The organism is Paraburkholderia sp. IW21 (assembly GCF_041321145.1).
Taxonomy (GTDB): Bacteria; Pseudomonadota; Gammaproteobacteria; order Burkholderiales; family Burkholderiaceae; genus Paraburkholderia.
On the sequence record NZ_JBGGWA010000011.1, the window covers coordinates 137,479 to 155,639 of the forward strand.

Below are 18,161 nucleotides of genomic sequence, written 5' to 3' on the forward strand. Positions count from 1 at the left end.
CCCGGATTCGGCTCCGTCTTGTTCAATACCGTAGAGGAACACCCGTAATGAAGATGAATTGGCGAAACATGGCTGCGCTCGCGCTGTTCGCGACGGCAACGGTAACCGCAGGCTCCGCGTCGGCGGCGGATATCAAGGAAGTGCGCTTCGGCGTCGAGGCATCGTACGCGCCGTTCGAATCGAAGTCGCCCTCGGGCGAGCTGCAAGGTTTCGATATCGACGTCGGCAATGCCGTGTGCGCAAAGCTGAAAGCGAAATGCGTGTGGGTCGAGAATTCGTTCGACGGCCTGATTCCGGCGTTGGAGGCGCGTAAGTTCAACGCGATCAACTCGGACATGACGATCACGGAACAGCGCCGCCAGGCCATCGACTTCACCGATCCGATCTACACGATCCCGAATCAGATGATCGCGAAGAAGGGCAGTGGTCTGCTGCCGACACCGGTCTCGCTAAAGGGTAAGCACGTTGGCGTGCTGCAAGGCACGATTCAGGAAGCGTACGCGAAGGCGCGCTGGGCGTCGGCGGGTGTCGACGTCGTGCCGTATCAGACGCAGGACCAGATCTACGCCGACCTCGCATCGGGCCGTCTTGACGCCGCGTTCCAGGACGCGGAAGCCGCTTCGAAGGGCTTTCTGAAGAAGCCGCAAGGCGCAGGCTTCGAATTCGCCGGCCCGGCCGTCACCGACGAAAAGCTGCTCGGCGCGGGCGTGGGCTACGGCGTCCGCAAGGGCGACAAGGCGTTGAAGGACGCGTTGAACCAGGCACTCAAGGACCTTAAGGCCGACGGCACGATCGACCGCTTCGCCGCGAAGTACTTCGACGTGAAGGTTGTGTTGAAGTAAGGCTAAACGGTGGTTGTCCGATGTATGCAAACCGGCCGCTCGTGCGGCCGGTTTGCATTGGAGCGTCACGCTGCACGGTCGAACGACGAGCGCGCCGCTGCGGGCCATCGCCCGGCACGCCAGGTGCACTTAGGGCGATTGATTAGAATCGCCCCGCCGCAGCGGACCGCCTGCATCTTCCGCCAGTCGGAAAGCGAACCGCTTTCAGGCGGATTGAGGATCTGGACGCCGGCGTTCGCGACGAGGACATCAAGCGCGCCAAACTGTGGGACCATCCGCTCGATGCCCTTGTTGACGACGTACTCGTTCGTGACGTCCATCGCCATGCAGACGGTCGCGCCGCCGCTTTTTCGGATTTGTTGTACAACTTCTTTGACTCCCTGCCGGTTGAGGTCGCGACATCGACAGTCGCCAGGACGCTTGCTCAGCGCCAGCGCAATCTGTTTGCCAATGACGCCATGAATCACTTGGACATACTTGATTAAGTTTCAAAAAAAACTCAATGAAGAGGCGCGCACCCGGCGGGTGCTGGGCGCAGCAGCGATCTGCGGGTGGTCCAGATAGTCGAACACTCTTTCGCCGGCATCGAGTGTGAGATCGGCAATCAGATGGCGGGCCTCGACGATTTCGAGTACCGGCAGATCGGCTACCGGCGCGAGCGCATGAGGTGACAATTGCAGTGACGACGGTCCGGTCCAGGCGCCTTTCAATTCGATATTTTCGAGGTGGTAGCGCACCAGTTCGCACACGCGCGGCTTGCCGTCCACATGCGGAAGCACTTTCAGCAGGAAGTTCGGCATTTTCAGCCGTTTGCGCTCGTTTCCGAGGTTGAGGGCGTGATGCTTGTAGCCCATGGTGGCGGTGGCGATGCGCACCGGGCCATAGTCGAGCGTGCCAACCAGCGTGTCGGTGTGAACGCCGAGCTCCGGTCGCGCGAGCTTCTTCGGAAAGCCCCACAGTTCGCGGCCGGCTGCGATCGGCGGATGATCGTCCACATACATGGCCAATGTGTAGCTGCCGGCCACGCCGTCGAACGTCACCGGGATGACCTGGCCGCTCTCGGTGTAGTCACCGAATCCCGTGGCATCCGGCGTGCGGATGAATTCGAAATGCACCAGTGGCTCGCGCACCTCGAGCGGTTCCGGCACGACCGCGCGCAGCCTGGCGGGATCCGTGCGATAGGTGATGATCAGGACTTCCCGGTCGACGAAATGGTACGGGCCCGTTGGGAACGCAGGGCTCGTGAGCGGCATGGAAAACGCAGTGGGCAAGACGGAATTTATTTTCATGATGACGGATGCTCTCGGTGGTGGAAGTGAAGAGGGTTTCGTTATTCGATGGGATTTGTATTTTGTTATGTAATTCGTATAACGAAGTAAGTGTGATGAAAGAAGGGCTGTAAGTTGGGAGACGTATCTCTGATAAGGGCTTGGATTCGGCCCTTGGCTGTGATGGATTGATTCTAGCGTGCGCCGTCTCATCGATTATTCGCAATACCAGCATCAAATCCTTTCGATAATCGGCACGCGTTCTTAACTTAGCATCTCGAAATAAGAAACGGCCGCAAGCGGCCGTTTCAAGATGATCGGCACGCGGTGGTGCCGAAAGCGTTGCTGCTTAGCGTGGCTGCAGATAATCGAAGACGACTTCGCCGAGTCCGAGCGTCAGATCAGCAATCAGATGCCGTGCCTCGACGATTTCGAGCACCGGCAACTCTGCGACCGGCGCCAGCGCGTGCGGTGCCAGTTGGAGCGCGGCCGGGCCCGTCCATGCGCCTTTGAGGGTGATGTCCTGCAGGTAATAGCGCACCAGTTCGCAAACCCGCGGCGTGCCGTCCACGTGCGGAATCACCTTTAGCAAGAAGTTCGGCGTTTCCAGGCGTTTCTGCTGCTGCGCGAGATCCAGCTGCCGATGCTTGTAGCCCATCGTGCCGGTGGCAATGCGCACCGGGCCGTAATCGAGTGTGCCGACGAGTGTGTCGGTGTGGACTTCGAGTACGGGCTTGGCGAGCTTCTTCGGAAAGCCCCACAACTCGCGGCCGCCGGCGATGGGCGGGTGGTCGTCCAGATACATGGCCAAGGTGTAGCCGCCCGCGACGCCGTTGTACGACACCGGGATCACCTGGCCGCTTTCCGTGTAGTCGCCGAAACCGGTTGAATCCGGCATGCGAATGAATTCGTAGTGCACCAGCGGCTCGCCGATCTCGAGCGGCTCCGGCACGAGCGCGCGCAGTTTGTCCGGGTCGGTGCGGTAGGTAATGATCAGAAATTCCCGGTCGATGAAACGATACGGGCCCATCGGAAACGCCGGGCTCGTGATCGGCATCGCGAAGGCATTTGACAACACGCTTTTGACATCCATGTTTTTCCTTGGTGGTTAAAGGCGGTGGTGGAACGCTATTGCACTGCACAAGAGTATCGTCGATTCTTTTCCGGCCTTCAGCGAGACGGGCATCTCATTATTTCGAGATATTGCGGGGTTGACATGTCCGCGCGTAGCGGGCTGCGCTAAAATCGCCGGGCGCACCGCGGCGCCGCGGGTTCAGGGCCATGGATGTGCGCTATCGGTGCCGCAAAAAGCCAAATTACCGCAGGACGCGCCTGGGCGGCGCTTAGCAGGGGACCGGAATGACCACCATCGCAATCGGGTATCCGAGGCAGACGAGTGCTACGGACGATGCGCAACTGAATGCCAGCTTCGCGCGTCAGCCGATTCTGAATCGGGACGGCATGCTGTGCGGCTATGAAATCAAAGTGCGCGCACCGGAGTTGGTCGCAACTGCCGCCGCTTCGGAGGCGGCCGCAGCGCCTGCCACGGATTCGATTGCAGATGCCGAGGCGATGCCGGGCCGTGCGCCCGAGCCGGCGCAACGGGTGGCGCGGGCGGTCGTTCGCGGTCTGATTCAGAGCAATGTGCGCGGTGCGCTCACCGGCCATCCCGCCTACGTGGATGTCAGCCGCGAGATGCTGTTCGACGACTCGATCCTGCGGCTGCCCGCTGAACGCTTCCTGTTCGAACTGCCGCCGGCGATCGAGGTCGACGACGCGTTGGTCGCGCGCATCGTTCAGTTGCACGGCCGGCGCTATCGCTTCGTACTCGACGAAGTGACGCAGCCCAACGAGACGTTCGCCCGACTGCTGCCGTACGCGGAGGTCGTCAAGATCGACTTCACGCGTGCCTCGAGTGCGCTGTTGCCCAAGCTGACGAGCGTGCTCAAGTCGGCGGGCAAGCTGCTGATCGCGCTGGGCATTGATGCGCAGACCGATTTCGAAGCGGCGCATGGTCTCGGCTTCGATCGTTTTCAAGGCTACTACTTCGCGCGCGCGCAGACCTCGATGACGCGGCGTGTCAGCGCGCCGCGGCACGCGTTGCTGAACCTGCTGCAACTGCTGTCGGGCGAGCCGACTGTCGCGCAACTCGAAGCGGAACTCAAACTGAATCCGGTGCTGGTGATGCATCTGATGAAGCTTGCGAATTCGAGCGGCCTTGCGGTCGGTCATAAGGTGACGACGCTGCGTGAGGCGATCAATGCGACCGGCACGAATCGGATCGCCCGCTGGACGCAATTGCTGTTGTATGCGGATGGCCGGAAGGTTGCGCTCGAGGACGATCCTCTGCTGCAACTCGCGGCGACCCGGGCGCGTTTCATGGAACTGGCGATCGAGCGCTTGCCCGAAGCCGGACGCGACGAAGCCGATGCGGCGTTTCTGACCGGCGTGTTTTCGTTTGTCGACGCGGTGTTCGGTGGGTCACTCGAAAGCACGTTGAATGTGCTGACGCTATCGCGGCCGATTCAGGCGGGCATCTTGCATCGACAGGGCGTGCTGGGGTTGCTGCTGACGGCGGTCGAAGCGCTTGAGCGTGGGGCGTGGGATGAGATCGATGCCGTGTGCACGCGCTTGCAGCCGTTGACGGTGGAAGAGATCGCGCAGTTGGGGCTGGCGGCGGGGGCGTGGGCCGGGGTTGCGGATCGGAGCGCGGAGGGGTTGGAAAGGATTGAGGATTGAGGGGGTTCGTCTGCGAGTTGATGGGCTGATGTTGATGTGCATTGAACCGCGGTTGGGCGGTGGCGGCGCAGACGTCGTCCATCAATGTCAGGCGCAAGGCGCAGTCAAGCTATTCCAAAACGGCGAAGCAAGGCTTCGACGCGTCGCCGAAACCGAACAGCAGGTCGCGCTGAATGTCTGGAAAAGCTATGAGGCGGTGCGAGCCGGTGCGCAAACCCTGCAGCAGGCGGAGGCTTTACAGGAGAACGCCGCCTTGGCGTTCGATGCAGCGCAGGCGCGCTACAAAATCGGCGTGGCGAACATCATTGAACTGCTGCACGCACAAGACGCACTTGTTGCAGCAAGGCATCAACGCATCGCAACACTGTCCGACTGGTTCGTCGCACGCCTGAGTCTGGCTGCGAGCCTCGGCGAACTCGACTTAGGGCAAATACAAAACCGGTGAGAGTGAAGCACCGTGATCAACGATCACGCCACGTCTTCACATCGTCTCCATTTCCTGCATTTGCCCCAGGCCGAAAAAACGTCCTAACTCCTTGGCCATCTCATTCAACGCACTCATTTCTTTCTGCGAGATCCGGCGTGGCTCCTGCGTGTGAGACCAGTCGCCATATAACAGCGCCACCGTCTGATCGCTTTCATCGCCGACCGGCAGCAGCACGAAGGCGCGGGCGTCGTCGAACGAGCGGCGGAACCATTCCGGTAGTCGCGCGACCATTTTCGGGTCACGTGCGTTCTCGATGAAGATGCCGACCGAGTTCGCAATCGCGAGATGAAATACGTCGGGCTCGAAAGCGGCGTTGAACGTGAGCTTCGGCAGCGCGGCGTCGATTTTCGGACCCAGGCCCAAGCGGGCCTTGAAGGTGCCGTTGCTGTGCTTGACGAACACGACCGTGCGCGCAAAGCCGAGGCCGGCCAGCACGGTTTCCGCGGCCATCGCGAGCGCGGCGGCGAGCGGACTGCCGTCGGGCAGGCCGCGCAGGTCTTCGACGCCCGCTGTGATACGCGCCTCCGGATTGAGCGCCTCGCGTGCAATCGCGTCCGCATTGGCGCGCAACTCGACAATTTCACGCATCACGCCGTCGCCACCTTCTTCACGGGCGAGCGCGACGCTCATTTCATGCAGCACTTCCGGATCGGTATTCAGTGCGGGGCTGTATTCCCGCGCCAGTTCGGCGATGCGTTCCTCGCGTTCCCAGTCCGGCGTGTTCTGCTGAGTCAGCACGTCGGCGACCGCCGTCGAATAATTGGTGATGGCGCGCAGCCACTGCACCTGGCGCGGCTGCTCGGCATCCAGCGGATCGAACTCGCCCATGCCGGCGCGGATCATGTCGGGCAAGCGCCAGCGCACCGCGGCTTCGGCGCCGATTTCGTCGAACGTGACGCCGAGCACCAGCACGCAGGCATCGGCTTCGGGCGTGCCGCCCTCCATATGCCGGCGGATCTGATCCCACTCGGCGTCGAGATAGAACACCACCAGCAGCTTGCCGATCTGCCGCATCAGCGTGCAGACCACGGCTTCTTCACCGGCGCGCAGATCGCCGCGTTCGGTCAGCTTGCGGGCGACGCAGCCGGACAGCAGCGTGCGGTTCAGTTCAAGTTTCGCGTCGATGCGGCGCGGCGCGCTGTGATGAAAGTGATCGACGATTTTCAGGCCGACCACCAGATGGCCGACCGCATCCATGCCGAGCACCATCAGCGCGCGCGACACGGTGGTGATGTTGCCGCCGAACGCCATGTACATGGCCGAGTTGGCAAGCCGCAGCACTTTTTGCGTCAAGGCGAAATCCGATAACACGACCTGGACGAGGCCCGTGAAGTCGAGATCGTCGTTGTTCATCGCCGCCATGGTGGTGCGCAGCGACTGCGACAGCATGGGGAAATCGCCGCGCTCGCTCATTTGCGTCCAGAGCCGGTCGAGCACCGCCGCTTTTACCATGTGAGTCCCGCCAAAGCCATACATGTTCCAATGAGTGCCGCACTGGCATTAAACCGGCATCTTCCGCCGCGCACGAAGTTTGCCTGCATCGCTATGCGGTATGCAGGTGAAGCGTGCGCGCTTCGAAACGCTGCGCGAGTTCGTCGGAGGGCAACGCCTTGCAGACGAGCCACCCCTGAATATGGTCGCATCCCATCTCGGTGAGCAGGGCGCGTTGTGCTTCTGTTTCGACGCCCTCGGCAACCAGTTCGAGGTCGAGTGTTTGCGCAAGTCCGACGACCGCGCTTACGATTGCCTGATCGTTCCGGGAGGTTAGCAGATTCTCGACAAAACTCCTGTCGATCTTGAGCTTCGCCAAGGGGAATCGTTGCAGGTAAGCCAGGCTCGAATAGCCGGTGCCGAAATCGTCGACGGCAAAGCGGATGCCCATTGCGGTCAGGTCTTCGAGCAGGACCTTGGCATGCGCCGGGTCGTGCATCAGCAGGCTTTCGGTGATCTCGAACACGAGACGGCGTGGATCGATGCCCGTCAATTCGATCGCTTCGCGCACGGCGTCCTTGAAGCGCGGATCGCGGAACTGCTGCGGCGACACGTTGACGGCGACGTATTGCAACGAGATGCCCCGCGCGTCCCACTGGATCAACTGCATGCAGGCGACCTTCAACACCCAGTTGCCGAGGAAGTTGATCAGCCCGATCGACTCCGCGAGCGGAATGAACATCGAAGGGGGAACCAGACCATGCAACGGGTGCGACCAGCGGATCAACGCTTCGACACCGACCACGCCGTGCGTGCGGCTGCTCGTGATCGGCTGGAAGTGTAGCGAGAACTCGCCATTGCGGACACCGTCGTAGAGGTCGGCCTCCAACTTCAGGCGCTCGGCGTCGGCGGGGTTGTCGTCCGGTACGTAGAAGGCGAGCGTGTTGCCGCCGGCTCCCTTGGCCTGCAGCAAGGCATGGTCGGCCCAGCGCAGCAGGTGGGTGTCGTGGGCGGCGTCGTCGTTGGCGTGGCGCACGTCGGGGTAGAGCGCAATGCCGATGCTCGCCGACAGATGCACCTGCTGGCCGTTGTACACATACGGCTGCTGGATCGCGGTCAACAGACGCCGTGCCAGCGTTTCGGCGGCGGCCGCCGCGTCGGTGCGGCTGGCCGCGGGCTTCACGAGGATCGCGAACTCGTCGCTGGCTACGCGCGCCACCGTCTCGCTCGGGCTCGTCATATTCAACAGACGCCGCGCGGTGTCGCGCAGCATCTCGTCGCCGGCGTCGTAGCCGAGCGCGCGGTTCACGCGCTGATAGTCGTCGAGATCGAGCAGGAGCAGTGCGGCCGGCGTGCCGTGGGCGTCGGCCTGCTGTTGCGCATCGAGCAGCGCGGGGATCAATGCCGACTGATTGGCGAGGTTGGTCAGGCGGTCCAGATGCAGCGCCTGGGTCAAGCGTTCCTCGGTGGCGCGCCAGGCCGACACGTCAAAGCCGGCGATCGCATAGCCGTCGATGCCGTCGTGGCTGCTGCGCACCACGCGCAGTTCGACGGTGATCGGGTAGGTCAGCGACTTGATGAGGCCGAGCGTGGCCTTCTCGACATTGCCGGTGGCGGTGGCGCGCGTCAGCAGCGCGTCGAGGCGCGGCGCGTCGGCGGGCGCCACGAGATCGTGCAGCGTGATGGTCTCGAGATACTCGCGGTGATAGCCGATGAAGCGCAGGCTGGCTTCGGAAACATAAAGGAAGTGCAGTTTGCTATCGACGTGCGCCAGCAGGTCGACGGCGCCGACTACCTGTTCCAGTTGCGCCGTGCGGCTTGCGGCCGACTGCGGTTTGCTGGGGTCGCGCCGGCCGAACGCACGGAGCCGGTCGATGAGCGTGCGCAAGGAGCCCCGGCGGGGCGCGGTGATGCTGTTCGCTTCCATGTTTGTCGCTGGCAACCTGTATTCGTCTGCAGGCGGGCGGCTCACTGCCCGACGTGTCTGGGCGGTTGAGAGGATCAGGCCGCCCCATCAGAACGAGATAACGACCCGCGCCGGGAAATCTTTAGTGTCTGCTGCAAAAAACAAATTGTAAGGGAGCGGTTGCGTCGTCCCGCGTCGTCGCGGGCGCGATTCGGTTAAAGTGACGCGGCTTGCCGTCCGTTAATACGGCAAACCCATTGTGCAGTCCGGCTGTGACGTCGCTGCGCAGCTTTCCGAACACTTGCACCGATGATCCATGTCTGAACGTCACTCTGTCGGGGCCCTCCCCCGGCACGTCGAGGTGCTCGAGCAATGTGCCGAAAACGCCGGCCCGGCGTCCGATGCGCAGTTCGTCTATTTGGGCCGCCAGCCGATTCTCGATCGCGAAGGCGCGCTGAATGCCTACGAATTATTGTTTCGAGCCGGCGCGCACAACTACGCCGAAGTCACCGACGATGCCCAGGCCACGGCGCAGGTCGTGGCCCGCGCGATCGGCGGGATCGGCGTGCCGGCGGTGCTGGGCCGGCACCGCGGCTTCGTCAACATCGACCGCGCGCTGCTCTTTAACGACATCGTCCATGTGATGCCACCCGAGCGCTTCGTGCTCGAAATCCTTGAGACCGTGAAGTTCGATGCGCAACTGGCCCGCCGGCTGACCGAATTGCGCCGCGCCGGCTTTCAGGTGGCGCTCGACGACGTCAGCGACCTGTCCGACGAACTGCTCGCCGTGCTGCCGTACGCGGACATTGTCAAGATTGACTTCCTGCAGACCAGGCGGCCCGTGCTTGCCAGGCTGGCATCGACGGTGCGCAGCCACGGCAAGACGCTCCTCGCGGAGAAAGTCGAGACGCGCGAAGACTTCGCGCTCGCTCGCGACCTCGGCTTCGATCTGTTTCAGGGATACTTTTTCGCGCGGCCGCAGGTATTGGCCGCGCCGCGCAACCGCTCGCCGCGCCCCGGACTGCTGCGTTTGCTGGCGCTGTTGTCGCGCGACGCCGGGATTGTCGAGCTCGAGGCGGAGCTCAAGCTGAACCCTAGCGTGGTGGTGCAACTGCTGCGCCTCGTCAATTCGAGCGGATTCGGGTTGGGACGCAATATCGCCTCGCTGCGCGAGGCCATCATCGCCACCGGAACGCGGCAGATTTCGCGCTGGGCGCAACTGTTGCTGTACGCGGACTGCGGCGATCTGCCGTGGCGCGCCGATCCGCTGGTGCAACTGGCCGGCACGCGCTCGCGCTTCATGGAGCTGGCCGCAGGCCGGCTACGCCCGTCCGACGACGAATTTGCCGATGCCGCTTTCATGACCGGTATTTTTTCTCTGATCCATGTGGTGCTCGGCAGCACGCCGGCGGCGGTACTCGAGAAACTCGGCCTTGCACCGCAGATTCGCGAGGCGATCGTCTCGCAGAGCGGTGCGCTCGGCACCTTGTTGCGGATTGCCGAAGCGGCCGGGGAGGGTGCCGAGCCCACCTTGATCGCAGCCGGACCCGATGCGCCGGCGGGTTTCGCCTCACTCACGCCCGAGGTGCTGGCCGAGCTGAACCTGTCCGCCGCGGCGTGGTTCGGCTCGCATATCCAAGAGGCGGTCGCCTGACGCCTGGGCCGCAATCGTGCGTGCGAGCGTGCTTCCCGTGCGCATCCGCCGTGCATCCTTTCTGCGGGTTCCTACGTACCTTGTCTGTACGTGGTCCAATAGCGAGTTGAGAGTGCCGGAATTCGGCTGAACGCCGCGACCTCCGGCTCAGTGCGCAACCGCGTGCATTAACGTTTCGAGGGACTGCAGATGAAGAGAAAGCTCATACCGGTGGCGCTCGCCGCCGTGTTGTCGGTGGGGTTCGCGATGCATTCGCTGACGGCCTCGGCCACGCTCAAGCCGGGCGCCGTAGCGCCGCAGTTCACCACGCAGGCTTCGCTGGGCGGCAAGACTTATACGTATTCGCTGGCCGAGGAGTTGAAGAAAGGCCCGGTGGTGGTGTATTTCTATCCGGCGGCGTTCACGTCGGGATGCACGATCGAAGCCCACGAGTTTGCCGACGCCGTCGACGAATACAAGAAATATGGCGCTACGGTGATCGGCGTGTCGCACGACAACATCGACACCTTGACGAAGTTTTCGGTGAGCGAATGCCGCAGCAAATTCCCGGTGGCTGCCGACGCCGACTCGAAGGTGATCGGCGAATATGACGCGGGCTTGCCGATGCATAGCTCGATGGCCAATCGCGTGTCGTACGTGATCGCGCCGGACGGCAAGATCATTTACGAGTACACGAGCCTCTCGCCGGAGAAGCACGTCGAGAACACGCTCAAGGCGGTGAAGGAGTGGGCGGCAACGCATAAGCAGCAGTAGCGTAGAGCCGGGCACTCGCGCGACAGCACATTTTTCGCAATGGTTTTTTGCCATGAGGTTTAAGGCGGCACCGTGCTAGGCTGATTTTTTGTCTAGCGAGCTTATGATGCCGATTCTTGTTGCGTTGATCGCGCTGATCGCGCTGGTGTATGGCGCAGTGCAGGCTTTTTATGCCTTGCAGGCGGCGTTCGGCCTGGCCATTGCGGTTGGGGCTGCTGTTCTTGTCGTTGTGCTTTTGATTGCCGCGGCGCTTTATTGGTGGCGGCGTCGGAAGGAGGTCGCGCCCAACATTCGCGATGGCGATTGGACGCATGAGCTTAAAGGGAGTTGGGGTTCGGTCCGGCTTGCTGCGGGCAAACGGCTATGTGAGATTCGCCTCGGCGGCGAGCAGGGGAATTATATTTTTGCCGACCTGCTTGAAGCAGCGCCGCAAGGCCATGATGCTCAATCGCAAGTCGCTTTGAAGGTCAGGGACGCGAAGCATCAGGTTTGGCTTGTGCCCATGCAGGACGAGCGGCAGGCCAAACAGTGGGCGCGGATTTTTTTGCTCGCCACGGAGCAGAAGCTTTAGGTTTCACGTTGCGCCGGGCGGTGCCAAGCGCCGCCCGGCGCAAGAATCACGTGGGCGCAGCGCCCGCTCTGCGGGCCTTCCTCGACTCCCACCGAACCCGAAGCCGGTCCATGTAGAGATAGACCACCGGCGTGGTGTAGAGCGTGAGCATCTGACTGACGATCAAGCCACCCACAATCGAGATTCCCAGCGGAGCCCGCAGTTCGGCGCCTTCCCCTCGCCCAAAGGCAAGCGGCAACGCGCCGAGAAGGGCGGCAAAGGTCGTCATCATGATCGGCCGGAATCGCAGCATGCAAGCCTGAAAAATCGCATCCCGCGACGACAACCCGTGGCGGGAGGCTTCAATGGCAAAGTCCACCATCATGATCGCGTTTTTCTTCACGATGCCGATCAGCAAGATCACCCCGATCAGCGCAATGATGCTGAACTCAATCTTGAACAGCAGTAAAGCCAACAACGCCCCCACACCCGCCGAAGGCAATGTCGACAGAATCGTGAGCGGATGGATATAGCTCTCGTACAACATCCCGAGCACGATATACACCGCCGCCAATGCGGCGAGAATCAGAATCGGCTGGTCGGACATCGACTGCTGGAACGCCTGGGCGGTGCCCTGGAAACTGCCGTGGATCGTCCCCGGCACGCCGATCTGCGCCATGGTGTCGTAGATCGCCTGAGTGGCTGTCGATAAAGACACCCCCGGCGGCAGATTGAACGAAATCGTCGAGGCCACGAACTGGCTCTGGTGATTCACCGAGAGCGGCGTATTCCCGGGCCCGAAGCTCGCGATCGCCGACAACGGCACCATCGTTTCCTTCGAGGTCGACACCGCCGCGCCCGACGAGGCGCTCGACTTGCCGCTCGCCGCAATCGAATTGATCGCCTGATTGCGCGCGGAATCGGCAGCGATACTCGCGGCGCTCGAGGCGGTTGTCCCCGCGGTGCCGCCCGTCGACGCGCTCGTCGACGAGGTGCTCGCCGCCTTGACGGCCTTCGACGTCACCGTGCCCGCCGGCGCGTTGGTAGTCTGTGCGCCGCTCGCGCTGCCGCCCGAGGTGCTGATGTAAATCTGTTTCAGCATATCCGGGCTTTGCCAGTACTTCGGCGCCACTTCCATCACCACGTGGTATTGGTTGAGCGGGTTGTAGATCGTCGATACCTGGCGCTGGCCGAACGCGTCGTACAACGTGTTGTCGATCTGCGCGGGCTTGATGCCGAGGCGCGCCGCCGTCGCGCGGTCGATCGTCACCATCGATTCAAGGCCGCCTTGCTGCTGGTCGGAATTGACGTCGGCGAGTTCGGGGCGCGCCTGAAGCGCCTCGGTGAGTTTCGGCCCCCACAGGTACAGATCCGCTGTCGAATCGGCCAGCAGGGTGAACTGGTATTGCGCGTTCGATTGCCGGCCGCCCACGCGGATGTCCTGCACCGCCTGCAGAAAGGTCCGCGCGCCGGCCACGTCGCCGAGCGGGGCGCGCAGTTGCTGGATTACCTGGTCGGCGGATAGCTTGCGCTCGCTCTTCGGCTTCAGCGAAACGAACATGAAGCCCGAGTTGGTCTGCCGGCCGCCGCTGAAGCCGGCCACGCTGTCCACCGCCGGATTCTTGCCGACGATCTCCATCATCTCCGAGAACTTACCCTTCATCGCCTGGAACGAGGTGCTCTGATCGGCCTGAATGCCGCCCACCAGCCGGCCAGTGTCCTGCTGCGGAAAGAAGCCTTTCGGCACGATGATGTAGAGCCAGACGTTCAGCCCGATGGTCGCGATCAGGACCGTCACGATCAGACGCGGATGCAGCAGCGCCCAGCCGAGCGTGCGTTCATAGCCGCGGTGCATCGACGTGAAGCCGCGTTCGAGCCAGCGCCCGAAACGTCCTTCTTCCTTCTTCTCGTGCGGTTCGCGCAAGAGGCGCGAACACATCATCGGGGTCAAGGTCAGTGAGACGATCAGCGACACGCCAATCGCCAGCGAAAGCGTCAGCGCGAACTCGCGGAACAGCCGCCCGACAATGCCGCCCATCAGCAGAATCGGCAGGAACACGGCCACCAGCGAAATACTGATGGACAGCACCGTGAAGCCCACTTCGCGCGCGCCGAGGAACGCGGCCTTCATGCGTGGCACGCCGTTCTCGATATGCCGTGAAATGTTCTCCAGCACCACGATCGCGTCGTCGACCACGAAGCCGGTCGCGATCGTCAGCGCCATCAGCGACAGGTTGTCGATCGAGAAGCTCAGCATGTACATCGCGCCGAACGTGCCGATGATCGAGATCGGCACGGCAACGCTCGGAATCAGCGTGGCGCGCCAGTTGCGCAGGAACAGGAACACCACCATCACCACCAGCGCCACGGCGATGACGAGCGTGCGCTCGGTGTCTTTCAGCGACGAGCGGATCGTGGTGGAGCGGTCGGCGGCCGGCGCGATGTCGACGTCGGCGGGCAGCGACGCGTGCAACTGCGGCAACATCGCCGTCACGCGGTCGATGGTGTCGATGATGTTCGCGCCGGGCTGGCGGTACAGAATTACCAGCACCGAACGCTTGCCGTTGAAGAGGCCAATGTTGCGCAAATCCTCGACCGAATCGACCACTTCCGCCACGTCGGACAGCTTCACCGCCGCACCATTGCGGTACGCGATGACCAGATCCCTATACTGCGCCGCCTTGCTCGCCTGGTCGTTGGTATAGATCTGCACGCGGTTCGGGCCGAACTCGATCGACCCTTTCGGGCTGTTCGCGTTGGCCGCCGCGAGCGCCGCGCGGACGTCCTCGAGACCGATGCCGTAGTGGAACAGCGCTTGCGGTTCCAGTTCAACGCGCACCGCCGGATTGGCCGAGCCGCTGACATCCACTTCGCCGACGCCGTCCACCTGGGAGAGCGATTGCTGCAACACGGTGGCCGCCGAGTCGTACAACTGGCCGGCGCTCAGCGTCTTCGAGGTGAGCGCGAGGATCAGGATCGGCGCGTCGGCCGGATTCACCTTGTGATACGTCGGGTTGCTGCGCAGGCTCGCCGGCAGATCGGCGCGGGCGGCATTGATGGCTGCCTGCACGTCGCGCGCGGCGCCGTTGATGTCGCGGTTCAGGCCGAACTGCATCGTGATCCGCGTCGTGCCGACCGAGCTCTGCGAGGTCATCTCGGTCACGTCGGCGATCGAACCGAGATGCCGTTCGAGCGGACTGGCCACGCTGGTGGCGACGGTGTCCGGGCTCGCGCCCGGCAGCGATGCCTGCACCGAAATGGTCGGGAAGTCGACCTGCGGTAACGGCGCGACCGGCAGCCTCGTGAACGCGAAAATGCCCGCCAACGCAATGCCGATCGCCAGCAGCGTGGTGGCGACCGGGCGGGAGATAAACGGACGCGACAGGTTCATCGCTCAGTTCCCTGCATCGGTGGCGGGCGGCGGAGCGCGTCTGGAAGAATCGCCGCGATGGAAACGCTCACGCGCACGGCGGCCGAGCGAGTCGAACGCGAGATAGATCACCGGCGTGGTGAACAGCGTGAGCAACTGGCTGACGATCAAACCACCCGCGATCGCGATACCGAGCGGGCGGCGCAATTCCGACCCCGCGCCGATGCCGAGCATCAGCGGGAGGGCGCCGAGCAGCGCGGCGAGCGTGGTCATCAGGATCGGCCGGAACCGCAACAGACACGCCTGATAGATCGCTTCGCGCGGCGGCTTGCCTTCCTCGCGCTCGGCGTAGAGCGCGAAGTCGATCATCATGATGGCGTTTTTCTTCACGATACCGATCAGGAGCACGATACCGATGATGCCGATGATGTCGAGATCGTGCCCGGTGATCAGCAACGCCAGCAACGCGCCGACCCCCGCCGACGGCAGCGTCGACAGGATCGTGATCGGGTGAATGAAGCTCTCGTACAGCACGCCGAGCACGATATACATGGTGACGATCGCCGCGAGGATCAGGAACAGTTCGTTCGACAACGACGCCTGGAACGCCAGCGCCGCACCCTGGAAGCGCGTCTGGAACGACGCGGGCAACGCGATGTCCTTCTCCGCCTGACCGATCGCTTTCACCGCTGCGCCGAGCGACGAACCGGGCGCGAGGTTGAACGAGACGGTCGTGGCCGGGAACTGGCTCAAATGCGTGACCAGCAGCGGCGCGGGCTTCTCGACGAACCTCGCGATCGACGACAGCGGCACCTGGCCGCCCGACGAGGTGGAAGAGGGCAGATAGATCGAGTTCAGCGACTCGGTGTAATGCTGCATCTGCGGCTGCGCTTCCAGAATCACGCGGTACTGGTTCGACTGCGTGAAGATGGTCGAAATGATGCGCTGCCCGAACGCGTCGTAAAGCGCGCTGTCCACGGTGGCGGGCGTGATGCCGTAGCGCGACGCCGTGGCGCGGTCGATTTCGATGTAGACGGACTGGCCGTTGTTCTGCAAGTCGGTGGCCACATCCGCGAGTTCGGGCGACTGCTTCAGCCGCTCGACCAGCTTCGGCACCCATGTCGTGAATTCGCTGATGTTCGGGTCGGTCAGCATGAACTGGTATTGCGTCGGGCTGACTGTGGAGTCGATTGTCAGATCCTGCACCGGCTGCATGTAGAGCGAGGCGCCTGAAATATGCGCGACGTCCTGCTGCAACTGGCGGATCACGTCGCTCGCCGTGTCGCTGCGGTCGTCGCGCGGCTTCAGGTTGATCAGCATGCGGCCGCTGTTCAGCGTGATGTTGCTGCCGTCCACGCCGATGAACGACGTGAGGCTTTCCACATCCGGATTCTTCAGGATCTGCGCGGCGAGTTCCTGCTGACGCTCGGCCATCGACGCATACGACACCGACTGCGGCGCCTGCGTGATCGCCTGGATCACGCCGGTGTCCTGCACGGGGAAGAAGCCCTTCGGAATGACCACGTACAGCACGCCGGTTAGCACGAGCGTGAGCAGCGCGACGAACAGCGTGGCGCGTTGGCGGTCGAGGACCCACGTGAGCGCGACCGCGTAGCGGGCGATCACCCAGTCGATAGACTTGTGGGCCTTGGCTTCGAAACGGTGGCTTTCATGCGGCGGCGTGTGGCGCAAGAGCTTCGCGCACATCATCGGCACGAGCGTGAGCGAGACGATTGCCGAGATGACGATCGTCACGGCGAGCGTGATCGCGAATTCGTGGAACAGGCGCCCGACTACGTCGCCCATGAAGAGCAGCGGAATCAGCACGGCGATCAAAGAAACCGTCAGCGAAATGATCGTGAAGCCGATCTGTTTCGAGCCCTTTAGCGCGGCTTCCAGGGGCGAATCGCCGTCTTCGACATAACGCGCGATGTTCTCGATCATCACGATCGCATCGTCGACCACGAAACCGGTCGCGATGGTCAACGCCATCAGCGACAGGTTGTCCAGCGAGAAACCGCACAGGTACATCACAGCGAGCGTGCCGATCAGCGAGAGCGGCACCGACAGGCTCGGAATGATGGTTGCATAGACGTTGGCGAGGAAGAGGTACATCACCAGCACGACCAGTACGACCGACATCAGCAATTCGAACTGCACATCGCGCACGGAAGCGCGGATCGTAGTGGTGCGGTCGGTGACGATCTCCACGTCGAGCGCGGCGGGCAGCGACTGTTGCAATTGCGGCAGGAGCGCCTTGATGCTGTCGACCACCTGGATCACGTTCGCGCCCGGCTGGCGCTGCACGTTCAGGATGATCGCCGGCGTTCCGTTGACCCATGCGCCGAGCTTGGTGTTCTCCGCGCCTTGCACGATGGTGGCGACATCCGTCAGCATTACCGCGCGGCCGTTCTTGTAGGCGACCACCGCGCTCTTGTACGCGTCGGCGTCGGTCAGCTGATCGTTCGCGTTGATCGTGTAATTGCGCGTCGGGCCGTCGAAGTTGCCCTTTGGCGTGTTGACGTTCAGGTTCGAAATCGTGGTGCGCAGATCGTCCAGATTCAGACCGTACGCGGCGAGCGCGCGCGGGTTTGCCTGAATCCGCACGGCCGGGCGCTGACCGCCCGAGAGGCTCACCAGACCCACGCCCGCCACCTGCGAAATCTTCTGCGCGAGACGGGTGTCCGCCAGATCCTGCACCTGCGTGAGCGGCAGCGTTTTCGACGTGATGGCGAGCGTGATGATCGGCGCGTCGGCCGGATTGACCTTGGCGTAGATCGGCGGCGCGGGCAGGTCGGACGGCAGCAGGTTGCCCGCCGCGTTGATCGCGGCCTGGACTTCCTGTTCGGCGATATCGAGCGGCAGGTCGAGGCTGAACTGCAGCGTGATGATCGACGAGCCGGCCGAGCTTTGCGACGACATCTGATTCAACGACGGCATCTGCCCGAACTGGCGCTCGAGCGGCGCGGTGACGGAGGATGTCATCACGTCCGGACTGGCGCCCGGATAGAAGGTCTGCACCTGGATCGTCGGATAGTCGACCTCGGGCAGCGCGGAGAGCGGCAGAAAGCGCAGCGCGACGAGACCGACCAGCATGATCGCGGCCATCAGCAGCGCGGTGCCGACGGGGCGCAGAATAAAGGCGCGGGAAGGATTCATGC

The 18,161-nt window shown here is 62.9% G+C and carries 13 protein-coding genes; 6 read left to right on the forward strand and 7 right to left on the reverse strand.

Going from position 1 to position 18,161, the window contains the following annotated elements:
• Positions 1 to 47 precede the first annotated feature (47 nt).
• Positions 48 to 842, forward strand: a complete 795-nt coding sequence (locus ACAX43_RS24615) for an ABC transporter substrate-binding protein (protein WP_370711009.1) — start codon at positions 48 to 50, stop codon at positions 840 to 842.
• A 65-nt stretch (positions 843 to 907) separates the two neighbouring features.
• On the opposite strand, the gene ACAX43_RS24620 is transcribed toward ACAX43_RS24615, so the two are convergent.
• The 3 genes from ACAX43_RS24620 to ACAX43_RS24630 all read right to left on the reverse strand — a co-directional run bounded on the left by ACAX43_RS24620 (position 908) and on the right by ACAX43_RS24630 (position 3,203).
• Positions 908 to 1,309 carry an SDR family NAD(P)-dependent oxidoreductase gene (locus tag ACAX43_RS24620; RefSeq protein WP_370711010.1) on the reverse strand — a complete coding sequence of 134 codons (402 nt, stop codon included), beginning with the start codon at positions 1,307 to 1,309 and terminating at the stop codon, positions 908 to 910.
• A gap of 21 nt (positions 1,310 to 1,330) precedes the next feature.
• Positions 1,331 to 2,131, reverse strand: a complete 801-nt coding sequence (locus tag ACAX43_RS24625; protein WP_370711011.1) for an acetoacetate decarboxylase — start codon at positions 2,129 to 2,131, stop codon at positions 1,331 to 1,333.
• A 328-nt stretch (positions 2,132 to 2,459) separates the two neighbouring features.
• The gene (locus ACAX43_RS24630; protein ID WP_370711012.1) at positions 2,460 to 3,203 is read right to left on the reverse strand and encodes an acetoacetate decarboxylase; all 744 of its coding nucleotides are present in this window, start codon (positions 3,201 to 3,203) and stop codon (positions 2,460 to 2,462) included.
• 266 nt (positions 3,204 to 3,469) lie between these two features.
• Here ACAX43_RS24630 and ACAX43_RS24635 point away from each other — a divergent pair, with 266 nt between their 5' ends.
• Together ACAX43_RS24635 and ACAX43_RS24640 are read left to right on the forward strand one after the other, a co-directional pair.
• Positions 3,470 to 4,849, forward strand: coding sequence for an EAL and HDOD domain-containing protein (locus ACAX43_RS24635; protein ID WP_370711013.1), 1,380 nt, complete (start codon positions 3,470 to 3,472; stop codon positions 4,847 to 4,849).
• Between the two features lie 28 nt (positions 4,850 to 4,877).
• Entirely contained in the window at positions 4,878 to 5,294 is a 417-nt protein-coding gene (locus tag ACAX43_RS24640; protein ID WP_370711014.1) for a TolC family protein, read from the forward strand.
• 36 nt (positions 5,295 to 5,330) lie between these two features.
• Here the strand turns inward: ACAX43_RS24640 and ACAX43_RS24645 are convergent, their stop codons facing one another.
• Positions 5,331 to 6,788 carry an HDOD domain-containing protein gene (locus tag ACAX43_RS24645; RefSeq protein ID WP_370711015.1) on the reverse strand — a complete coding sequence of 486 codons (1,458 nt, stop codon included), beginning with the start codon at positions 6,786 to 6,788 and terminating at the stop codon, positions 5,331 to 5,333.
• 91 nt (positions 6,789 to 6,879) lie between these two features.
• On the reverse strand, positions 6,880 to 8,694 hold the full coding sequence (locus ACAX43_RS24650; RefSeq protein WP_370711016.1) for a putative bifunctional diguanylate cyclase/phosphodiesterase: 1,815 nt from the start codon (positions 8,692 to 8,694) through the stop codon (positions 6,880 to 6,882).
• A gap of 295 nt (positions 8,695 to 8,989) precedes the next feature.
• Between ACAX43_RS24650 and ACAX43_RS24655 the strand changes: the two genes are divergently transcribed.
• The 3 genes from ACAX43_RS24655 (at position 8,990) to ACAX43_RS24665 (ending at position 11,651) form a co-directional block, all read left to right on the forward strand.
• A complete protein-coding gene (locus ACAX43_RS24655; protein WP_370711017.1) occupies positions 8,990 to 10,327 on the forward strand; it encodes an EAL and HDOD domain-containing protein in 1,338 nt (445 codons plus the stop codon).
• 189 nt (positions 10,328 to 10,516) lie between these two features.
• On the forward strand, positions 10,517 to 11,080 hold the full coding sequence (locus ACAX43_RS24660) for a peroxiredoxin (RefSeq protein ID WP_370711018.1): 564 nt from the start codon (positions 10,517 to 10,519) through the stop codon (positions 11,078 to 11,080).
• A gap of 106 nt (positions 11,081 to 11,186) precedes the next feature.
• A complete protein-coding gene (locus tag ACAX43_RS24665; protein ID WP_370711133.1) occupies positions 11,187 to 11,651 on the forward strand; it encodes a hypothetical protein in 465 nt (154 codons plus the stop codon).
• A gap of 46 nt (positions 11,652 to 11,697) precedes the next feature.
• On the opposite strand, the gene ACAX43_RS24670 is transcribed toward ACAX43_RS24665, so the two are convergent.
• Together ACAX43_RS24670 and ACAX43_RS24675 are read right to left on the reverse strand one after the other, a co-directional pair.
• Positions 11,698 to 15,021: an efflux RND transporter permease subunit gene (locus ACAX43_RS24670; RefSeq protein ID WP_370711019.1), complete on the reverse strand. Its 3,324-nt coding sequence runs from the start codon at positions 15,019 to 15,021 to the stop codon at positions 11,698 to 11,700.
• Between the two features lie 3 nt (positions 15,022 to 15,024).
• On the reverse strand, positions 15,025 to 18,159 hold the full coding sequence (locus ACAX43_RS24675) for an MdtB/MuxB family multidrug efflux RND transporter permease subunit (RefSeq protein WP_370711020.1): 3,135 nt from the start codon (positions 18,157 to 18,159) through the stop codon (positions 15,025 to 15,027).
• Positions 18,160 to 18,161: the final 2 nt, after the last annotated feature.